Annotated in this window: 13 protein-coding genes; 9 read left to right on the plus strand and 4 right to left on the minus strand. The window is 37.9% G+C overall.

Features of this window, described 5'->3' with window-relative positions:
• Positions 1–36: 36 nt before the first annotated feature.
• The gene (locus tag DV427_RS06985; protein WP_114892181.1) at positions 37–879 is read left to right on the plus strand and encodes a patatin-like phospholipase family protein; all 843 of its coding nucleotides are present in this window, start codon (positions 37–39) and stop codon (positions 877–879) included.
• Positions 880–922: 43 nt separating this feature from the next.
• Here DV427_RS06985 and DV427_RS06990 read toward each other — a convergent pair whose 3' ends face one another.
• Together DV427_RS06990 and DV427_RS06995 are read right to left on the minus strand one after the other, a co-directional pair.
• Positions 923–3,565 (minus strand): PqiB family protein, encoded by a 2,643-nt coding sequence (locus DV427_RS06990; RefSeq protein WP_114891792.1) that lies wholly within the window; start codon positions 3,563–3,565, stop codon positions 923–925.
• A complete protein-coding gene (locus DV427_RS06995; protein ID WP_114891793.1) occupies positions 3,549–4,799 on the minus strand; it encodes a PqiA/YebS family transporter subunit in 1,251 nt (416 codons plus the stop codon). The genes DV427_RS06990 and DV427_RS06995 overlap by 17 nt, the downstream gene beginning before the upstream one ends.
• A gap of 178 nt (positions 4,800–4,977) precedes the next feature.
• On the opposite strand from DV427_RS06995, the gene proQ reads away from it, so the two are divergent.
• The 8 genes from proQ to odhB all read left to right on the plus strand — a co-directional run bounded on the left by proQ (position 4,978) and on the right by odhB (position 15,653).
• The gene (proQ, locus tag DV427_RS07000) at positions 4,978–5,616 is read left to right on the plus strand and encodes an RNA chaperone ProQ (RefSeq protein ID WP_162790283.1); all 639 of its coding nucleotides are present in this window, start codon (positions 4,978–4,980) and stop codon (positions 5,614–5,616) included.
• Between the two features lie 26 nt (positions 5,617–5,642).
• A complete protein-coding gene (gene prc / locus DV427_RS07005; protein WP_114891794.1) occupies positions 5,643–7,718 on the plus strand; it encodes a carboxy terminal-processing peptidase in 2,076 nt (691 codons plus the stop codon).
• 75 nt (positions 7,719–7,793) lie between these two features.
• The gene (locus tag DV427_RS07010) at positions 7,794–9,254 is read left to right on the plus strand and encodes a L,D-transpeptidase family protein (protein ID WP_479680567.1); all 1,461 of its coding nucleotides are present in this window, start codon (positions 7,794–7,796) and stop codon (positions 9,252–9,254) included.
• Positions 9,255–9,281: 27 nt separating this feature from the next.
• Positions 9,282–9,842 carry a peptidoglycan L,D-endopeptidase MepK gene (gene mepK / locus DV427_RS07015; protein WP_114891796.1) on the plus strand — a complete coding sequence of 187 codons (561 nt, stop codon included), beginning with the start codon at positions 9,282–9,284 and terminating at the stop codon, positions 9,840–9,842.
• 52 nt (positions 9,843–9,894) lie between these two features.
• Positions 9,895–10,650, plus strand: coding sequence for a TatD family hydrolase (locus DV427_RS07020; protein WP_114891797.1), 756 nt, complete (start codon positions 9,895–9,897; stop codon positions 10,648–10,650).
• 9 nt (positions 10,651–10,659) lie between these two features.
• Positions 10,660–11,292, plus strand: coding sequence for an MBL fold metallo-hydrolase (locus DV427_RS07025; protein ID WP_114891798.1), 633 nt, complete (start codon positions 10,660–10,662; stop codon positions 11,290–11,292).
• Between the two features lie 203 nt (positions 11,293–11,495).
• On the plus strand, positions 11,496–14,303 hold the full coding sequence (gene sucA, locus DV427_RS07030) for a 2-oxoglutarate dehydrogenase E1 component (RefSeq protein ID WP_114891799.1): 2,808 nt from the start codon (positions 11,496–11,498) through the stop codon (positions 14,301–14,303).
• A gap of 120 nt (positions 14,304–14,423) precedes the next feature.
• Positions 14,424–15,653 (plus strand): 2-oxoglutarate dehydrogenase complex dihydrolipoyllysine-residue succinyltransferase, encoded by a 1,230-nt coding sequence (gene odhB, locus DV427_RS07035; RefSeq protein ID WP_114891800.1) that lies wholly within the window; start codon positions 14,424–14,426, stop codon positions 15,651–15,653.
• Between the two features lie 115 nt (positions 15,654–15,768).
• Here odhB and nrdB read toward each other — a convergent pair whose 3' ends face one another.
• On the minus strand, positions 15,769–16,899 hold the full coding sequence (nrdB, locus tag DV427_RS07040) for a class Ia ribonucleoside-diphosphate reductase subunit beta (protein ID WP_114891801.1): 1,131 nt from the start codon (positions 16,897–16,899) through the stop codon (positions 15,769–15,771).
• 97 nt (positions 16,900–16,996) lie between these two features.
• Positions 16,997–19,267 carry a class 1a ribonucleoside-diphosphate reductase subunit alpha gene (gene nrdA / locus DV427_RS07045; protein WP_114891802.1) on the minus strand — a complete coding sequence of 757 codons (2,271 nt, stop codon included), beginning with the start codon at positions 19,265–19,267 and terminating at the stop codon, positions 16,997–16,999.
• Positions 19,268–19,276: the final 9 nt, after the last annotated feature.

Genomic DNA, 19,276 nt, shown 5'->3' on the forward strand with positions numbered 1-19,276 from the left:
ATGTGTTGTTTTCAAATGGAAGAAGTTAAAAAATCAATGAAAATTGGCTTAGTATTAGAAGGTGGGGCGATGCGAGGCATGTACACCGCGGGAGTACTAGATACCTTCTTAGATAAAGATTTTTGGGTGGATGGCATTATTTCCGTTTCAGCTGGTGCATTGTTTGGCGTTAATTATCCTTCTCGGCAAAAAGGGCGGGCAATTCGTTATAACAAGAAATTTATATCAGATAAACGTTATATCAGTTTTAAAAGTTTGGTGAGTACTGGAAATATCGTGAATAAAGATTTTGCTTTTTATGAAGTACCTTTCAAATATGATGTGTTTGATAATAAAACGTTTAAAGAATCAGATATCGATTTTTATGTGGCTGTGACTAATTTACAAACTGCACAAGCGGAATATGTCAAATTAACAGATCCTTTGGCGCAAATGGAGGTGTTGCGTGCCACTTCCGCTATGCCTTATGTTTCTCGGCCAGTTGAGATAGACGGTATTCCTTATTTGGATGGCGCTATTGTGGATTCTATTCCTGTCGAACAAATGCAGAAGTTAGGATACGATAAAATTATTGTTATTCTTACCCGCACTTTAGAGTATAGAAAATCTAAGCCGATGGCTTGGATTGCCAAATGGTTTTATCGACGTTATCCACATTTTGCAGATGCCGTAAATCAGCGTTATGCCATGTATAATCGACAAGTTGAAAATGTGATTAAGCTAGCAGAAAAAGGCGATATTTTTGTTATTCGACCTTCTGTTGATTTGAAGATTAAGCGCATTGAAAAAGATCCCAATAAATTGCAGGCAATGTATGAGCTGGGTATGAAAGATATGCAATTACAGTGGGAAAATTTATTGGACTATTTAAATCGATAATAAAAAATGGATTAAACCTTTTACCGTTTAATCCATTTTTTATTTATTGTGGTAAAGCGCCGCTTCCCCAAGTTTGCACTTCTTCAGGGCGCTTTATTTGAAGTAAGAAACGTTTGTTTGGCTGCGCCTGTGGTTGAATTTCTTTTTCTGCTGGTGTGGAGAAAGAAATACCACCTTTTAGCAACTGTTGAACACTTCCTGTATTAAATGCTGCACCTTTCCAGCCTAAGGTAAAGTCATAGCCTGATGCAATCCAAAACTCTGTATTTTGTCGAACAAGATGGCTATATTTCGGCATGATTGCAATATGCACTAAGACGCGATCACCAAGACTGTTAAGCTCAAATTTTTTCACGGTACCCACTTCTACGCCTCGATAAAGAATTGGTGAACCTTCACTTAAATTCATCGCATCACGTGTTTCTAAAATAAATGACGTACCATTACTAAATTTATTACGTTGTGGAGCTGTTTGAACTAAATTGAATTGTGTTTTTGGTTTACCATTCCCGATTTCAATATCGATATAAGGCTGTAATAAGCTATCAAGGTTATCTATTCCACCAGCTGAAATTTGTGGTGAGATAATCGTAAAGTTAGAACCTTCTTTCGCAATCATATTCATATAATTTGGGTTTATTAATGCTTTTGCAGTGATGCGTTTAGATTTTGCATCAAGCTGAATACTGTCAATCTGCCCCACATCTAACCCCAAATAGCGCAGACTCATCCCTTTGCTCAGATTGGTTGCATCATCTGCCGTTAAGGTGATTGCAAGTCCGATGGATTTGGCATAACTTTCATTTGCGTAAAGTGTTCGATTATTGCCCGAACCACTATTATCAAAGCTAATCGCACCTTTTAAGGAACGCGCAAGTGGCGTCGCTTGAATGCTAATTCCTTTAGGTGTGATATCAATTTTCGCCGCACTTTCTACCCAAAAACGGCTTTTATCTGTCAACAAATGTTGATAGGCAGGGTAAATATAAACTTCAACATCAAAGCTATTCGTTTGAGGTTTAATATTTAAAATTTTCCCCACTTCAAATTGACGATATAGTACGAGAGAACCTTTATCAATGCTTGGTAACGTTTGGGTGTGTAAGGTTATTGTTGGCGTAAGAATATTTCCTATAATCCCATGTTCAGCATTGCTAATATTTTGATAAAGTGGATAGCTATCTTTAGCTTTTCCCTGACCTGATTTCGTTAGTACTCGCACGCCACCTTGTAACCATTTTTCTGGTGTAGCGGACTCAAAACGCAATCCGTCTAATCCAACGCTGATATCAAAGTTGGTTGCTGCGACAAATTGTGTGTTTTCGTGAATTAAATTGCGATATTCAGATGCAATTGCTGCCTTAAATTGCACACCATTTACATCCACTTTTTGTGAAACAATTTGTCCGATTGGCATGTTGTTATAAAACACATTTTGCCCTTCACTTACACCATAATTTTCTGGTGCGGTGAGTGTTAAAACTAATGTATTAGGTGCATTGAGTAATAACTCATTTTCTTTAATGACATCAAATTTATGCTTAGTTTCACCATCTCCAGCAATGACATCAAAATATTCGCCACGAAAGAATTTTTTTGGATCTGCTAAATTACCAAGATCCGTTTTTTTATTGCGAAGTACGATTTTGCTATTCGCTTTAAATAAAGAGGCTTGGTTTGGATCTATCAATAAACTGCCTTCTAAAATTTCATCGTTATTTTCAACTGCACTTATTTTAGAAAGAATCCCGATAGGATTATCTTGAGAATAAACTTCGGTCTGTCCTGCAACGAGACCAGCAGATGCGGGGATATTTACGTTGACTTCAATTCCACGTTTTGCCGCTTTTAAATTGGTATAGAGCGTGAAATGATTATTTTCATCTGCTTTTGGGCTGTCAGCTGGAGAGTCAAAAGAAACAGCTCCTTGTACAATCGCATTTAAACTTTCTACATTTAGATTTAGGCCAGATGGGCTAATGTTAGCGTTAATGCCACTGATGTTCCAAAAACGTGAATCTTTTTTCACAAAGTGCGCATAGGCTTTATCAATCACAACATCTATTTGCACCTTATTGTCTTTATTAATGCGGTAATCGTAAATTTTTCCTACAGGTAGTTTTTTAAAATAGACGGATGCACCGATGGAAATTGAGCCTAAGTCATCAGAAATTAAGTGAATCAATAAATCTCCAGGCGAAACTTGGGCAATGGGGCCTTGTTCTTCCGCAATAAATTCATCTTCGTGATCGCCATCACCCGGTTGAAGAGTGATGTAATTGCCTGATACGAGAGAATCTAAACCTGAAATTCCTGCAAGTGAAACATTTGGTTGAACAAGCCAGAATTTTGTATTTTCACGCAAAATACTTGATGCTTCAGGATTGATATTGGCAACAACTTCCACTTTTTGCATGTTATCTGTGAAATTTACTTTTTTCACCACACCAATTTGCAACCCTTGGTAGCGAACTTGTGTTTTATCCGCAACGATACCGGAACCATTGGTAAAGGTAATCGTGATGCTTGTGCCACGTTCCTTAACAATTTGGAAGAATAAAATTGCCCCAATACATAATGCAATAAATGGAAGTAACCAAAATGGAGAAATACGACGAGTTTTTCGTACTGCCGCTGTCATTTCTGTATGTTGATCTTTCATTGAAGAACTATTTTTCTCTGTCATAAATTTTCCAAATTAATCGACTATCAAATTGTGAGGTTGAAATCATGCTGCAAAATACGGCAGCGCCGAAGTAAAATGCACCAGGACCAACGGTAAAATTAATAATTTCACCGCGAGTTACTAGAGACATCATTAAGGCTAATACAAATAAATCGAGCATCGACCAGCGTCCAACGAAATGCACAATATGTAATAAACGTATTTGCCATTTTATAGAGTGTCGCCATTTAAAATGAACACAACTTAGTAAGTAAAGTAAAATTGTAGCTTTACTGATTGGGACAAAAATACTCGCAAAGAATACCACGAAAGCAACAAAATAACTGCCCATGTTCACAAAAGAAATTACACCAGATATTAATGTATCTTCAGAGAGCGAACCTGTTAAATAAATGCCTGATATGGGTAATAAATTTGCTGGGAAAAGCATAATAATCCCAGCAATTAAACTTGCCCAAGTGCGTTGTAACTTAATATTATCTGAAATATGAATAGGCGATAAACAGCGCGGACATCGTGGGTTGTTCTTTTTATCGTAATGAATGCCATTTTTTGAAAATGTATAGTTACAAGCATCACATAATTCGATGTTGTTTGCATCATAAGCAGGTTCATTTTCAGGATAAAACTCTTTCCATAATGCTTTAAGGTTTAATTTGATAAAAAGTAATGTTGTCAAAAGTGCGGTGAAAATAAAGGGAATTAAATAAACATTAATTTCCAGTGTTGCATATTCACGCACTTTGAACATCGTCACGCCTAGCGCAACTAAATAAACATCAAACATAACCCAAGGTTTTATATAACCTAAAAAAAGCAAAATACTACGTGGTTTAATATGCAAAATTTTTGCAATCCAGAGCATAATGACTAAAATTGCAAAGGTAATAGGCATGACAACGGCACAGATAAACACCATAAAGGCAGTGTATTCATAGCCTGCCACTGACATTTTCCAAATACCTTCCCAAATAGATGCGTCGATTTTTACACCTAATAAATGAAGACTTAATAGGGGATAACCTAAGGCAAATGGCATCAAAATAAGGATCGATAAAGCAACCATAGCGCAACGATGAACAGACCAACGCCCACCTGTCGCTAAATGGTGATAACAACGTGGACATTCAGCTTGTTCATCTTTATTTAATATTAAAGGCGTTTCTACGCTAGCATCACATTCTTCGCATTTTATAATTTGAAATGATTTTTGTGTGAGATTTGATTCTTGCACGAAAGATTATCTTTTATTCGGTTGTTAAAACGGGGCATTTTAGCCTTGTTTAAGTATATATGGGAAGTGATCTTGACTATTTTTGTGCAAAATTTATTCACAATGTTTTGATTCATTGTAAATTTTGTAAAAAGTGCGATAAACTAAGTCGGTTTATATTTACCCTAGGATAACTAACATGACTGATTCTCAATCTGGCGTTCAGACCACTGATGCGCAAGTAAATTCACAAAAATTAACCAATACAAAAGATATTATTGCGTATTTGGCTGAAAAATTCCCGCTTTGCTTTATTTTAGAAGGCGAAGCAAAACCATTAAAAATTGGTCTGTTCCAAGATTTAGCGGAAGCATTACAAGATGATGAGCGTGTAAGTAAAACTCAGTTGCGTCAGGCTCTTCGTCAATACACATCAAATTGGCGTTATTTACATGGCTGTCGCGAAGGCGCAGTGCGCGTAGATTTACAAGGTAATCCAGCTGGAGCATTAGAAGCGGAGCATGTAGCTCATGCAGCTCAACAGCTTGCAGATGCTAAAGCTCGTGTTGCTGAAAAACGTAAAGCAGAGGCTGCCGCGAAAAAAGCACAACAAAAACAACGCCCACGTAAACCTGCAAATAAAAATGCTAAACACCTCAATAAACCGTCACTAAGTGCGGTTGATTTTTCACAAATTTCTGTTGGTTCTGTGGTGAAAGTGAAAGCTGGTGATAATGCAAAAAAAGCAACAGTAGTGGAAGTTCTAAAAGATTCTGCACGTGTTGAGCTTGAAAACGGTTTGGTTATGAGCGTAGCTGCAGATCGCTTATTTGCATAATGATTTAATTCTACTCGGGAAAGGTTATGAGATCTAATATTTCAAAAAATGTGATTACTCGCGCATTGTTATCGGCATTGTTAATCGGCTCTATGCCTGCTTTTGCTGTGCAGCCTAAATTAAAACTGAGCGATATTACTATTCCAACAGCAAGCGAAGAGAATCAGTTGGCAACTAAGCGTGCAACGACTCGATTAACCCAATCGCATTATCGAAAGATCTCATTGGATGATGCTTTTTCTGAGAAGATTTTTGATCGTTATATTAAAAATATTGATTTTAGCCATAACACCTTTTTGCAATCTGATGTAGATGAACTTCGTCAAAAATATGGCGCTAAGTTGGATGACCAGTTAAATCAAGGTGATCTTTCTGCTGCTTTTGATATTTATGATGTAATGATGAAGCGTCGTTATGAACGTTATGCTTATGCGTTGTCTTTATTAGATAAAGAACCTAATTTGAATGGCCAGGATCAAATTGAAATTGATCGTGAAAAAGCGGCATTTCCGAAAACTGAAGAGGAAGCCAACAAACTTTGGGAAGAACGAGTAAAAAATGACATCATCAATCTTAAATTAAAAGATAAAAAATGGTCAGAAATTAAGTCAAAACTCACCAAACGTTATAATTTGGCAATTCGCCGTTTAACTCAAACGAAGGCAGATGACATTCTTCAAACTTATTTAAATGCATTTGCTCGCGAAATTGATCCACATACCAGCTATCTTGCACCAAGAACCGCGAAAAGTTTTAATGAAAGCATGAATCTTTCGCTTGAGGGGATTGGGGCAACGTTACAATCAGAAGATGATGAAACAAGCATTAAGTCACTTGTTCCTGGCGCACCAGCGGAGAAAAGTAAAAAATTACATCCCGGAGATAAAATTATCGGTGTGGGACAAGCTACAGGCGAGATTGAAGATATCGTTGGCTGGCGTTTAGAAGATATCGTTGAGAAAATTAAAGGTAAAAAAGGCACAAAAGTGCGGTTAGAAATTGAGCCGTCTAAAGGTGGAAAATCCCGTATTATTACTTTAGTGCGCGATAAAGTGCGTATTGAAGATCAAGCTGCAAAATTAACCATGGATAAAGCAGATGGTAAAAATATTGCGGTAATCAAAGTGCCAAGTTTCTATATTGGTTTAACTGACGATGTTAAAAAATTATTGGTTAAAGCAGAGAAACAAAAAGCCGATGCGTTAATTATTGATTTGCGTGAGAATGGTGGTGGCGCATTAACAGAAGCGGTTGCTTTAAGTGGTTTGTTTATTACTAATGGTCCTGTTGTGCAAGTACGTGATGCTTACCAACGAATTCGTGTACATGAAGACGATGATGCAGAACAACAATATAAAGGTCCTTTGTTTGTGATGATTAACCGTTACAGCGCTTCTGCATCAGAGATTTTTGCAGCGGCAATGCAGGATTACAATCGGGGTATTGTAATTGGACAAAATACTTACGGTAAAGGTACCGTTCAGCAAAGTCGCCCTTTGAATTTTGTGTATGATTTAGATCAGACGCCGTTAGGTTTATTGCAATATACTATCCAAAAATTCTATCGAATTAATGGCGGTTCAACACAATTAAAAGGTGTCGCAGCAGATATTAATTTCCCTGAAATTATCGATGCGAAAGAGTACGGCGAAGATAAAGAAGATAATGCATTGCCATGGGATAAAATTCCATCTGCAACTTATAAAGAAGTTGGTAATGCGCGCAAAGATGTTGATGTATTAAATCAAAAACATCTTGAGCGTATTGCCAAAGATCCTGAATTTGTGGCATTGAATGAAGATTTAAAAATTCGTAATGAGCGCCGTGATCGCAAATTTTTATCGTTGAATTATCAAACACGTAAAGCTGAAAACGATAAAGATGATGCAAGACGTTTAAAAGATATTAATGAGCGTTTTAAACGAGAAGGTAAAAAGGCATTAAATGATATTGATGATTTACCGAAAGATTATGAAGCGCCAGATTTCTTCTTAAAAGAAGCAGAAAAAATGGCTGCAGATTTTGTCATGTTGAATTCAAGTACGCAAGATGTTGGTAAAGAAGCTCAGAAACCAACGGAAAAAGTAGAAGAGAAAAAATAAAATTATGTTAACCGCACTTTGTTTTAGAACTTAGATAAAGTGCGGTTGTTTTTAGGAAATGTTTAAGGAATGGCTATGTTTAAAAGCACTGCAAAGCTCTCAGTATTTGTGTTGTCATTGTCAATGATGGCATCAGGATGTGCTTTAGCAGATTTTGTAAAAAATGGACAATCGGCGCAACTTCATGGCGTTGATGTTTCTCATTTATCTCCAGAAGAAAAACAAAAGCTTGAAGAGGAAATTAAATTAGATCAAGCCCGCTTAGCACAGGAAAAGCAAGCTATTTTAGAAATGTCTCTAACCCATGAAATAGGCGAGCATGCTTTACAGTTTAAGCCTTTGTTGGCTCGTTTATATGCAGAACGTAAATATGCGCCATTATGGAAAGATAATGCTGCGGCTCGCCAATTATTACAGGATTACGCAGCAATGGTGGCTAGTGGTATTTCTAAACGTTCAGCAAAATCCTTAGAATCCTTTGAATTGATCGAGCAGCAAGGTGGGTTAGCTTATGATGTTTTATTGAGCGATATATTGCTAGATTACTTGTATTATACTCAAAATGTAGGCGTACAAGCTCAACGCTGGCTTTATTCATCCAGTGCCTATCAAGTCCAACAACCTGCAGATGAGCATATTCAACGTTGGTTAAGTGCGGTAGACAATAGTCAACTTTTAGGTTTTGTACAAAGTTTATCGGGTGATAATCACTTATATCATCAAACTGTTAAAGCATTATCATCAATGGTATCTGCATCAGGCTTATCAGAGGTTGGGCAGAAACTTGCAATTAATGCACAGCGTTTACGAGTAATTCCTGATTTTCATAACGGCATCTTTGTAAATATTCCAAGTTATAAATTGCAGTATTATCGTGATGGTAATTTAATTTTGGAGTCTCGTGTTATTGTTGGTAAGGATCAACGGCGTACGCCAGTGATGTATAGCAAATTGAGTAATGTTGTTGTTAATCCACCTTGGAATGCCCCTACTCGCTTAATTAATGAAGATTTATTGCCAAAAATGAAAGCGGATCCAAATTATATTGCAGAACATAATTATTCAATTTTAGATAGTCAGGGAAATGTTGTTGATCCAGCTTCTATTGATTGGGCATCTATTGGTAATAAATTCCCTTATCGAGTTCGACAAGCTGCGGGCGATAGTGCCCTGGGTAATTATAAATTTAATATGCCAAGCTCAGATGCCATTTATTTACATGACACGCCAAATCATGGGCTGTTTAACCGTAAAGATCGCGCATTAAGTTCTGGTTGTGTGCGTGTTGAAAAATCTGATCAACTTGCAAGCATTTTATTAAAAGAAGTGGGTTGGTCTGATGAACGTCGAAAAAATGTTTTAGAAAGTAAAAAAACGGTTTCTGCCCCAATTCGTTCAGAAAACCCAGTATTTATATACTATGTGACATCTTGGGTTGAGAATGGAAATATTCAGGCATTGCCAGATATTTATAAATATGATGGATTGATGAATTTCAGTGGAATTAACTGGAATGTCGTCAAAAAATATCTCTAATAATCCATCAAAAAATAGAAAGGAGAGATGATGAAGGTTGATAAACAGAAACGTAAATGGCTGTCGCTCGGTGGAATTATTTTAGGTGCATCAGTTTTACCAAATTCTGTCTTAGCAATGGTTTCAACACCTAAGCCTCGTATCTTGATGTTCCGTAACATTAATACGGGAGAGCGATTAAGTGGTGAATTTTCTGCACAAAAAGGTTTCACAAGTGCCACATTAAAGAAATTAGATCATTTTATGCGCGATAAACGAACAAACCAAGTTCATAGAATGGATCCAAGTTTATTCCACAAGTTTTATAATATTCAAAGTAATTTAGGTTTACGCAATGCTGAAATTGAAGTAATTTGTGGATATCGTTCCGCTGCAACTAATGCAATGCGCCATCGTCAAAGTAAAGGCGTGGCGAGTAATAGCTATCATATTAAAGGAAAGGCCATTGATTTTCGTATTGCAGGTGTGCCTTTGATTAAAGTGAAATCTTCCGCAGAAAATCTTCGAAATGGTGGGGTAGGGTATTATCCGACAAGTAATTTTATTCATGTGGATACAGGCCCTGTTAGAACCTGGAAAGGGGTATAAAATAGATTTAAAATTGACCGCACTTTTGTGCGGTTTTTCATTGAAAAATACTATGCTATTTGACAGTCATCTTCATTTGGATCAACTCTCTGATGAGAATATTCAGAAAACACTTGGTGATTCAAAGATTACAGGTATGCTTGCAGTAAGTACGAATCTAAAAAGTGCTAAAAAGCTATTGAATTTAAAACAGGCTTATCCCGAGAAACTTTATATTGCAGCTGGTTTTCATCCTGAACAGCCCTTGCCGAAGTTAGAAGAGCAAGAAGAATTATCTCAATGGATTGATGAAAATCATTCATCGATTTCTGCGATTGGCGAGGTGGGGTTGCCACATTATTCTAAACGTGAAAATTCAAATTTGGATTACGTACCTTACATTGAATTACTGGAACGATTTATTCTGATAGCGAAAAAATGGGATTTACCGTTAAATTTACATATTGTGCATAATGATGTGGATATTGCCCTTGAATTATTGCAGAAACATAATATTCAACGTGCCCATTTTCATTGGTTTAAGACAGATGAAAAATCTTTTCAGAAATTTTTATCTACACCATATTTTGCGAGCCTCACACCTGATATTTTATGGAATCCTAAAACGCAATATGTTGCCCAACATTTGTCGTTAAACCGTTTGATGATTGAAACGGATAGTCCTTGGCCACATGAAGGATTTGAAAGTTCGGTCATTTCTGAAAAATTATCTGCAGTAGTAAAGAAAGTAGCTGAATTAAGATCTTTGCCATTACATTATATTCAAGAGAAAATGCTTTTGAATACTCAGCAATTTTATCGATTATAAGGAGCAAACATGAATATCGAAATTATCCCAGTCACCGCATTTCAACAAAACTGTTCTTTGATTTGGGATGACGACAAAAATGCAGCAATTATTGACCCAGGTGGCGAAACCGAGCGCCTAATTCAACGTATTGAAGAACTGGATTTAAATCTTAAAGTGATTTTGCTTACCCACGGTCATTTAGATCATGTTGGCGCAGCTATGCAATTAAAACAACATTTTGGCGTTGAAATTTGGGGTTCTCATGAAGAAGATAAATTTTTATTTGAGAGTTTGCCAGAACAAGCACAACGTTTTGGTTTGCCAAATATTGAAGCCTTTTTACCTGATCGTTGGTTTAACCAAGAAGGCGAAATCTTAAAATTAGATGGCTTTAATTTCGAGATTTTACATTTACCAGGGCATACACCTGGGCATATTGGTTTTATTGAACATGAGAAAAAAGTGGCATTTACAGGCGATGTATTATTTCAAGGTGGAATTGGTCGTACCGATTTCCCTCGCGGGGATTATGAAACATTGATTTCTTCAATTCGAACAAAACTATTACCGTTGAATGACGATCTGATTATTATTGCTGGGCATGGACCTTATACAACCATTGGTCGAGAAAAACAGACAAACCCATTTTTAAATCGTTAAAAGTGCGGTGAATTTTATTCTTATTTTCTAAAGGGCTAATTTTTTATCGGCTCTTTTTATCTGAAAAAGGAAAGAGTTTGAGTCAGATCACAAATCTGTAACAATTTCTGATAAGAGGCTTATTTCCTTTTCAATCCTATGTATAATGGAGAAAAAATGGAGCGAAAAATATCGTTCCAAATAATCATAATAAAGAGGTAATTATGCAGCAAAACAAGGCATTTGATGATTGGTTAGCTAGCACCGCATTAGGCAGTGCAAATCAATCTTATATAGAAGAGCTTTATGAAAGCTATTTGAATGATCCGCAGTCTGTGGAGGAAAGTTGGCGAGCCACTTTTGATTCTTTACCCAAAATGACCGCACTTGAACAGCCCCATACACCAGTGCGAGATTATTTTCGTCGCTTAGCACGAGAAAATCATAATGAAGCAGTGACAGTGATAGATCCGGCTGCTGGTGCAAAATTGGTGAAAGTTCTACAATTTATCAATGCCTATCGTTTTCGTGGCCATTTAGAGGCTAATCTCGATCCCCTCAATTATTATCGTTGGAAAGTATCTTCCGTCCCTGAATTAGATTATCGTCATCACGGTTTTACCGAACAAGATCTCAACGAAACCTTCAATATTAATCATTACGTTTACAAACGCGATACCATTAAGCTTGGTGAGTTAGCTCAAATGTTGAAAGAGACCTATTGCGGCTCAATTGGCTTAGAGTTTATGCATGTGCAAGATATGGCACAGAAAACTTGGCTTCAGAGCAAAATGGAAAGTGTGTTAGATAAACCGCTTTTTACATCTGAAGAACGTGTTAATTTTCTTCGTGAACTTACCGCCGCAGATGGTTTAGAGCGCTATCTAGGTGCAAAATTCCCGGGAGCGAAACGATTTTCTTTAGAAGGAAGTGATGCGTTTATTCCATTAATGAAAGAAATTATCCGTCATGCCAGTCGCCAAGGGGTAAATGATGTGGTAATGGGAATGGCACACCGTGGGCGTTTGAATATGCTCGTGAATGTATTAGGTAAAAAGCCTGAAGATTTATTTGATGAATTTGCGGGTAAACATTCGAGTGAACGTACGGGAGATGTGAAATACCATCAAGGTTTTTCTTCTGATTTTGCAGTGGATGATAAGCGAGTTCACTTAACTTTGGCATTTAATCCATCTCATTTGGAAATTGTGAGTCCAGTAGTGGTGGGTTCTGTACGTTCAAGACAGACTCGTATTAATGATACAACGCGTAGTCAAGTTTTAGCGATTACAGTACATGGTGATTCCGCTGTAGCAGGGCAGGGTGTTGTTCAAGAAACATTGAATATGTCAAATGCTCGAGGTTATAGTGTGGGCGGCACGATTCGTATTGTTATTAATAACCAAATTGGTTTTACGACATCTAACCCGAATGACACTCGTTCCACAGAGTATTGCACCGATATTGCGAAAATGATTCAAGCGCCGATTATTCATGTTAATGGTGATGATCCTGAAGCGGTTGCTTTTGCTGCGCGTATGGCGGTGGAATATCGTAATTTATTCAAACGAGATATTTTTATTGATTTGATTTCTTATCGTCGTCATGGTCATAACGAAGCCGATGAGCCATTAGCCACTCAGCCAATGATGTATAGTATCATCAAAAAACATCCTACACCTCGTAAAGTTTATGCAGATCGCTTAGTTGCAGAAGGCGTGATGACTGAAGAACAAGTCACCGAGATGATGAATGATTATCGCGATGTGCTAGATAATGGTGATCGAGTCGTATCAGAATGGAGAGAAATGGATACGGCAAAAATGGATTGGTTGCAATATCTCAACTATGATTGGACAGCGCCGTATGAAAGCAAATTTTCACAGGAACGTTTTTTAACCCTTGCTAAACGGGTATGTGAATATCCAGAAAGTTTACGTGCGCATCCTCGTGTAGAAAAAATCTATAATGATCGTAAAGCAATGTATCAAGGCGAAAAATTGCTCGACTGGGGTATGGCTGAAACCATGGCTTATGCAACCTTACTTGATGAGGGTGTTAACGTCCGTTTATCAGGTGAAGATGCGGGGCGGGGAACTTTTTTCCATCGTCATGCCGTTGTGCATAATCAAAATGATGGTACGGGGTATGTACCATTAACACATTTGCATGCTAACCAAGGTCGTTTTGAAGTATGGGATTCTGTACTTTCAGAAGAGTCTGTACTCGCTTTTGAATATGGCTATGCAACAACAGATCCAAAAACGTTAACCATTTGGGAAGCCCAATTTGGCGATTTTGCTAATGGTGCACAAATTGTTATTGACCAATTTATTAGCTCTGGCGAACAAAAATGGGGCAGAATGTGTGGTTTAGTTATGCTATTGCCTCATGGCTATGAGGGACAAGGTCCAGAACATTCTTCTGCTCGTCTTGAACGTTATTTGCAACTTTGTGCTGAACAAAATATGCAAGTCTGCGTGCCGTCAACGCCAGCACAGGTGTATCACATGCTTCGTCGTCAATCGTTGCGTAAAATGCGCCGTCCATTGATTGCCATTTCTCCAAAATCTTTGTTACGCCATCCATTGGCTGTATCCAGTTTAGATGAGTTGATTAATGGAGCTTTCCAAACGGTAATTGGAGAAATTGACGGGCTTGATCCTAAAGATGTGAAACGTGTGGTAATGTGTTCAGGTAAAGTTTATTACGATTTGCTTGAACAACGTCGTGCGAATAATCAGAAAGATGTGGCGATTATTCGTATTGAGCAGCTTTATCCATTCCCGCATGAGGATGTAAAGAAAGCGCTTGCGCCTTATGCACATGTCACGGATTATGTATGGTGTCAAGAAGAACCACTTAACCAAGGGGCTTGGTATTGCAGCAAACATAATTTTGAATCAGCAATTCCAGAACCAGTTAAACTCAAATATGCAGGGCGTCCAGCTTCGGCTTCGCCTGCTGTGGGTTATATGTCGTTTCACACTAAACAGCAAAAACAGTTAGTGGCAGACGCGTTAACCCTATAAAGTGCGGTTAAAAATTAAGATATTTTTATAAATTTACAGGTGTACTTGTTGCATCCTGGATAAAAAGTAAAAGAGTAATTCAGTGCAATAAGTTGCACTTTAAGAGATAAGGAAAATAAAATGACCATTGAAATTCTTGTTCCAGACCTACCTGAATCAGTTGCGGATGCAACCGTGGTTACTTGGCATAAAAAAGTAGGTGATACTGTTAAACGTGATGAAGTTATTGTAGAAATTGAAACGGATAAAGTCGTGCTAGAAGTGCCCGCACTTTCTGATGGCGTACTGGCAGAAGTTGTTCAAGCTGAGGGCGAAACTGTGGTGAGTAAACAACTGCTAGGCAAAATTTCTACGGCTCAAGAAGGGGATGTCAGTTCTGCAACGTTAAAAGTAACGAATGAACCTACACCATCTGATCGTCAACATGCAGCGATTGAAAATAGTCATAATCACAATGCGGATCAAGGCCCTGCGATTCGTCGTTTATTAGCAGAACATGATTTACAAGCAGAGCAAATTCAAGGTTCGGGCGTGGGTGGCCGTTTAACGCGTGAAGATATTGAACGTGAAATCGCAAAACGACAAGCACTGCAAGCGAAACAAGACGTTGCCACTGAGCAAAATACAATTAGTACGGTAGCTTATAGTGCACGTTCTGAAAAACGTGTACCAATGACCCGTTTGCGTAAACGTATTGCTGAACGTTTACTTGAAGCCAAAAACAGTACAGCAATGCTTACTACTTTCAATGAAGTGGATATGCAGCCCATAATGACTTTGCGTAAAACCTATGGTGAAAAATTTGAAAAACAGCATGGTGTTCGTTTAGGATTTATGTCTTTTTATATTAAAGCTGTTGTAGAAGCATTAAAACGTTATCCTGAAGTGAATGCTTCTATTGATGGGGATGATGTTGTTTACCATAACTATTTTGATATTAGTATTGCGGTTTCGACTCCTCGTGGATTAGTCACTCCAGTGCTTCGCGATTGCGATAAGCTCAGTATGGCAGAGATCGAAAAACAAATTAAAGCATTAGCTGAAAAAGGTCGTGATGGCAAATTGACTGTAGAAGATCTTACTGGCGGCAATTTTACTATTACAAATGGCGGTGTATTTGGTTCTCTTATGTCCACCCCAATTATCAACCCGCCACAAAGTGCAATTTTAGGAATGCATGCAATTAAAGAACGCCCGATTGCGCTTAATGGTCAAGTTGTGATTCGCCCGATGATGTATCTTGCTTTATCTTACGATCATCGTTTAATTGACGGCCGTGAATCTGTTGGTTTCTTGGTAACGATTAAAGAATTGTTGGAAGACCCAACAAGATTGTTATTAGAAATCTAATAAATAAAAGGCTTTCTTTGTTAGAAAGTCTTTTAAAATGAACAAAAAATTAACCGCACTTTAAATATTTAAAAAGAATATTCTAAAGTGCGGTTATTTTCTTATGTATTTTTAATTATAGATTGAAATCCCCAAAATCATTCGTATCAACTTTTGAATCAATTTGACCTACAAGGTAAGAACTCACTTCCACTTCTTGTGGCGCCACTTGTACGTTGTCAGAAACAAGCCATGCGTTAATCCATGGAATTGGGTTAGAACGCGCACCAAATGGCAATGGAAGACCGACCGCTTGCATACGGATATTGGTGATGTATTCCACGTATTGCACCAAAATGTCTTTGTTCAAACCGATCATAGAACCGTCTTTGAACAAGTAATCAGCCCAGTCCTTTTCTTGTTCCGCAGCGGCTAAAAATAGATCATAGGCTTCTTGTTTACATTCTTCAGCAATTTCTGCCATTTCTGGGTCGTCTTGACCTGCAGCCATAATATTTAAAATATGCTGCGTACCAGTTAGGTGTAAGGCTTCATCACGTGCGATAAATTTAATAATTTTCGCATTACCTTCCATTAATTGACGTTCTGCAAAAGCAAACGAGCAAGCAAAGGATACATAGAAACGAATGGCTTCAAGTGCGTTCACACTCATCAAGCAAAGGTAAAGTTGTTTTTTCAAATTACGTAATGTGACGACACATTCTTTACCATCTACAGTGTAAGTGCCTTCGCCGTATAGGCTATAAAGTTGGCTGTCGCGAATTAAATCATCGTAGTAAGAAGAAATATCACGTGCACGTTTAATAATTTCTTCGTTAGTCACGATATCATCGAACACAATAGAGGGATCGTTCACAATATTACGAATAATGTGGGTGTAAGAACGAGAGTGAATGGTTTCAGAGAATGTCCAAGTCTCGATCCAAGTTTCTAATTCAGGAATAGACACTAAAGGCAATAATGCCACGTTCGGACTACGGCCTTGAATGGAATCTAACAAGGTTTGATATTTTAAGTTACTGATGAAAATGTGTTTTTCATGTTCAGGTAACGCGGCATAGTCGATACGGTCTTGCGACACATCCACTTCTTCCGGACGCCAGAAGAAGGAAAGTTGTTTTTCAATGAGCTTTTCAAACGTCTCATATTTTTGTTGATCGTAACGCGCAACGTTAACGTTTTGACCAAAGAACATTGGTTCTTTTAATTGGTCGTTTTTAGTTTGTGAGAAAGTAGTGTATGCCATATATTGTTCCCCGTTTTGGCAACCTTAATTTTGCCGATAGTAATTAATAGGTTACAAGTAGCGGGTTAAAGCCCGCTAATAATTTGAAAGTAAATAGTTAGATTTTACAAGCCCCACCTGCACAGCCGTCATCAAGATCTTCTTGAGCATCTTCAGCACCATCGCGGGTGTTTTGGTAGTAAAGGGTTTTTAAGCCGTATTTGTAAGCGGTTAAAAGATCTTTTAACAACACTTTCATTGGTACTTTACCGTCTTCAAAACGTTTCGGATCGTAGTTGGTGTTAGCGGAGATCGCTTGGTCTACGAATTTTTGCATAATACCGACCAAGTGCAAGTAGCCGTCATTGCTTGGGATATCCCAAAGTAATTCGTAGTTGTCGCTTAAGTTTTCGTATTCAGGTACAACTTGTTTTAGGATACCATCTTTTGAGGCTTTAATACTTACATGACCACGTGGTGGCTCAATACCATTAGTCGCATTTGAAATTTGCGATGATGTTTCCGATGGCATTAAGGCGGTTAATGTTGAGTTACGTAAACCAAATTCTTGAATATCTTTACGCAAGCTTTCCCAATCATAATGTAATGGCTCTTGCGTTAAGGCATCTAAATCTTTCTTATAGGTATCAATAGGTAAAATGCCTTTTGCATAAGTGGTTTCATTGAAGTATTCGCAAGCACCTTGCTCTTTTGCTAAGTTCATAGAGGCTTTCAATAAATAGTATTGAATGGCTTCAAAAGTGCGGTGAGTTAAATCATTAGCTGAACCATCAGAATAACGAACACCATTTTTCGCAAGATAATAAGCATAGTTAATTACACCGATACCTAATGCACGACGAGCAAGTGAACTATGTTTTGCCGCCACAACAGGATAATTTTGATAATCTAATAATGCATCAAGTGAACGCACAGCAAGATCGGCAAGTTTTTCTAATTCATCTAAGTTTTCAATCTTACCTAAGTTAAATGCGGAAAGGGTACAAAGTGCGATTTCTCCATTTTCATCATTAATGTGCTGAAGTGGTTTCGTTGGTAACGCGATTTCTAAACATAAGTTAGATTGGCGAACTGGTGCCACTTGTGGATCAAACGGAGAGTGAGTATTACAGTGGTCTACGTTTTGAATGTAGATACGACCTGTTGATGCACGTTCTTGCATTAATAAAGAGAAAATCTCAACTGCTTTGACAGTGCGTTTGCGGATAGTTGGATCTTGTTCGTATTTTACGTAAAGTTCTTCAAATTTGTCTTGATCCGCAAAGAATGCTTCATAAAGTCCAGGTACATCTGATGGACTAAATAAAGTAATCTCCCCACCTTTAATTAAACGTTGATACATTAATTTGTTTAATTGGACGCCATAATCCATATGACGAACGCGGTTGTCTTCTACACCACGGTTATTTTTTAACACAAGCAAGCTTTCCGCTTCTAAGTGCCAAATAGGATAATAAAGTGTCGCAGCACCGCCACGAACGCCACCCTGCGAGCAAGATTTCACCGCAGTTTGGAAGTATTTATAGAATGGAATACAACCTGTATGGAATGCTTCACCACCACGAATCTCACTACCTAATGCACGAATTGCACCTGCATTGATACCAATTCCCGCGCGTTGTGAAACATATTTCACAATAGCGGATGCCGTTGCATTGATTGAATCTAAGCTGTCATCACATTCAATTAATACGCAAGAGCTGAACTGACGAGTAGGTGTGCGCACTCCCGCCATAATTGGCGTTGGTAAGGAAATTTTGAAGGTAGATGTTGCATCGTAGAAACGTTTTACATAATCCAAACGCGTTTCTTTAGGATATTTAGAGAATAAACTCGCGGCAACCAGTAAATAGAGGAATTGTGCTGATTCATAGATTTCTCCCGTCACACGGTTTTGAACTAAATACTTACCTTCTAATTGTTTTACGGCAGCATAAGAGAATGTCATATCACGCCAATGGTCGATGAATCCGTCCATTGTGTCCCACTCTTCACGAGTATAATCATCCAATAAGGCGTGATCATATTTGCCCATGCGTACTAATTTTTTGACGTGATCGTATAAACGAGGGGGATCGAAATGACCGTAGGCTTTTTTACGTAAATGGAAAATCGCTAAGCGAGCAGCTAAAAATTGATAATCAGGCGTATCTTTGCTGATTAAATCTGCAGCTGCTTTAATAATGGTTTCGTGAATGTCTGAAGTGCGAATGCCTTCATAAAATTGAATGTGTGAGCGAAGCTCAACTTGGGAAACAGAAACATTGTCTAGACCTTCTGCTGCCCATGTAATAACACGGTGGATTTTATCAAGATTGATCTGTTCCTGCGTGCCATCACGCTTGGTTACCATTAAGCTTTTATTCATTGTACGACC

It is taken from the genome of Haemophilus haemolyticus, assembly GCF_003351405.1.
Classification (GTDB): domain Bacteria; phylum Pseudomonadota; class Gammaproteobacteria; order Enterobacterales; family Pasteurellaceae; genus Haemophilus; species Haemophilus haemolyticus_N.

Coding starts and splice junctions, on each gene's coding strand:
- DV427_RS06985 (WP_114892181.1), top strand. CDS start 37: ATGAAAATTGGCTTAGTATTAGAAGGTGGGGCGATGCGAGGCATGTAC.
- DV427_RS06990 (WP_114891792.1), bottom strand. CDS start 3,565: ATGACAGAGAAAAATAGTTCTTCAATGAAAGATCAACATACAGAAATG.
- proQ (WP_162790283.1), top strand. CDS start 4,978: ATGACTGATTCTCAATCTGGCGTTCAGACCACTGATGCGCAAGTAAAT.
- prc (WP_114891794.1), top strand. CDS start 5,643: ATGAGATCTAATATTTCAAAAAATGTGATTACTCGCGCATTGTTATCG.
- DV427_RS07010 (WP_479680567.1), top strand. CDS start 7,794: ATGTTTAAAAGCACTGCAAAGCTCTCAGTATTTGTGTTGTCATTGTCA.
- mepK (WP_114891796.1), top strand. CDS start 9,282: ATGATGAAGGTTGATAAACAGAAACGTAAATGGCTGTCGCTCGGTGGA.
- DV427_RS07020 (WP_114891797.1), top strand. CDS start 9,895: ATGCTATTTGACAGTCATCTTCATTTGGATCAACTCTCTGATGAGAAT.
- DV427_RS07025 (WP_114891798.1), top strand. CDS start 10,660: ATGAATATCGAAATTATCCCAGTCACCGCATTTCAACAAAACTGTTCT.
- sucA (WP_114891799.1), top strand. CDS start 11,496: ATGCAGCAAAACAAGGCATTTGATGATTGGTTAGCTAGCACCGCATTA.
- odhB (WP_114891800.1), top strand. CDS start 14,424: ATGACCATTGAAATTCTTGTTCCAGACCTACCTGAATCAGTTGCGGAT.
- nrdB (WP_114891801.1), bottom strand. CDS start 16,899: ATGGCATACACTACTTTCTCACAAACTAAAAACGACCAATTAAAAGAA.
- nrdA (WP_114891802.1), bottom strand. CDS start 19,267: ATGAATAAAAGCTTAATGGTAACCAAGCGTGATGGCACGCAGGAACAG.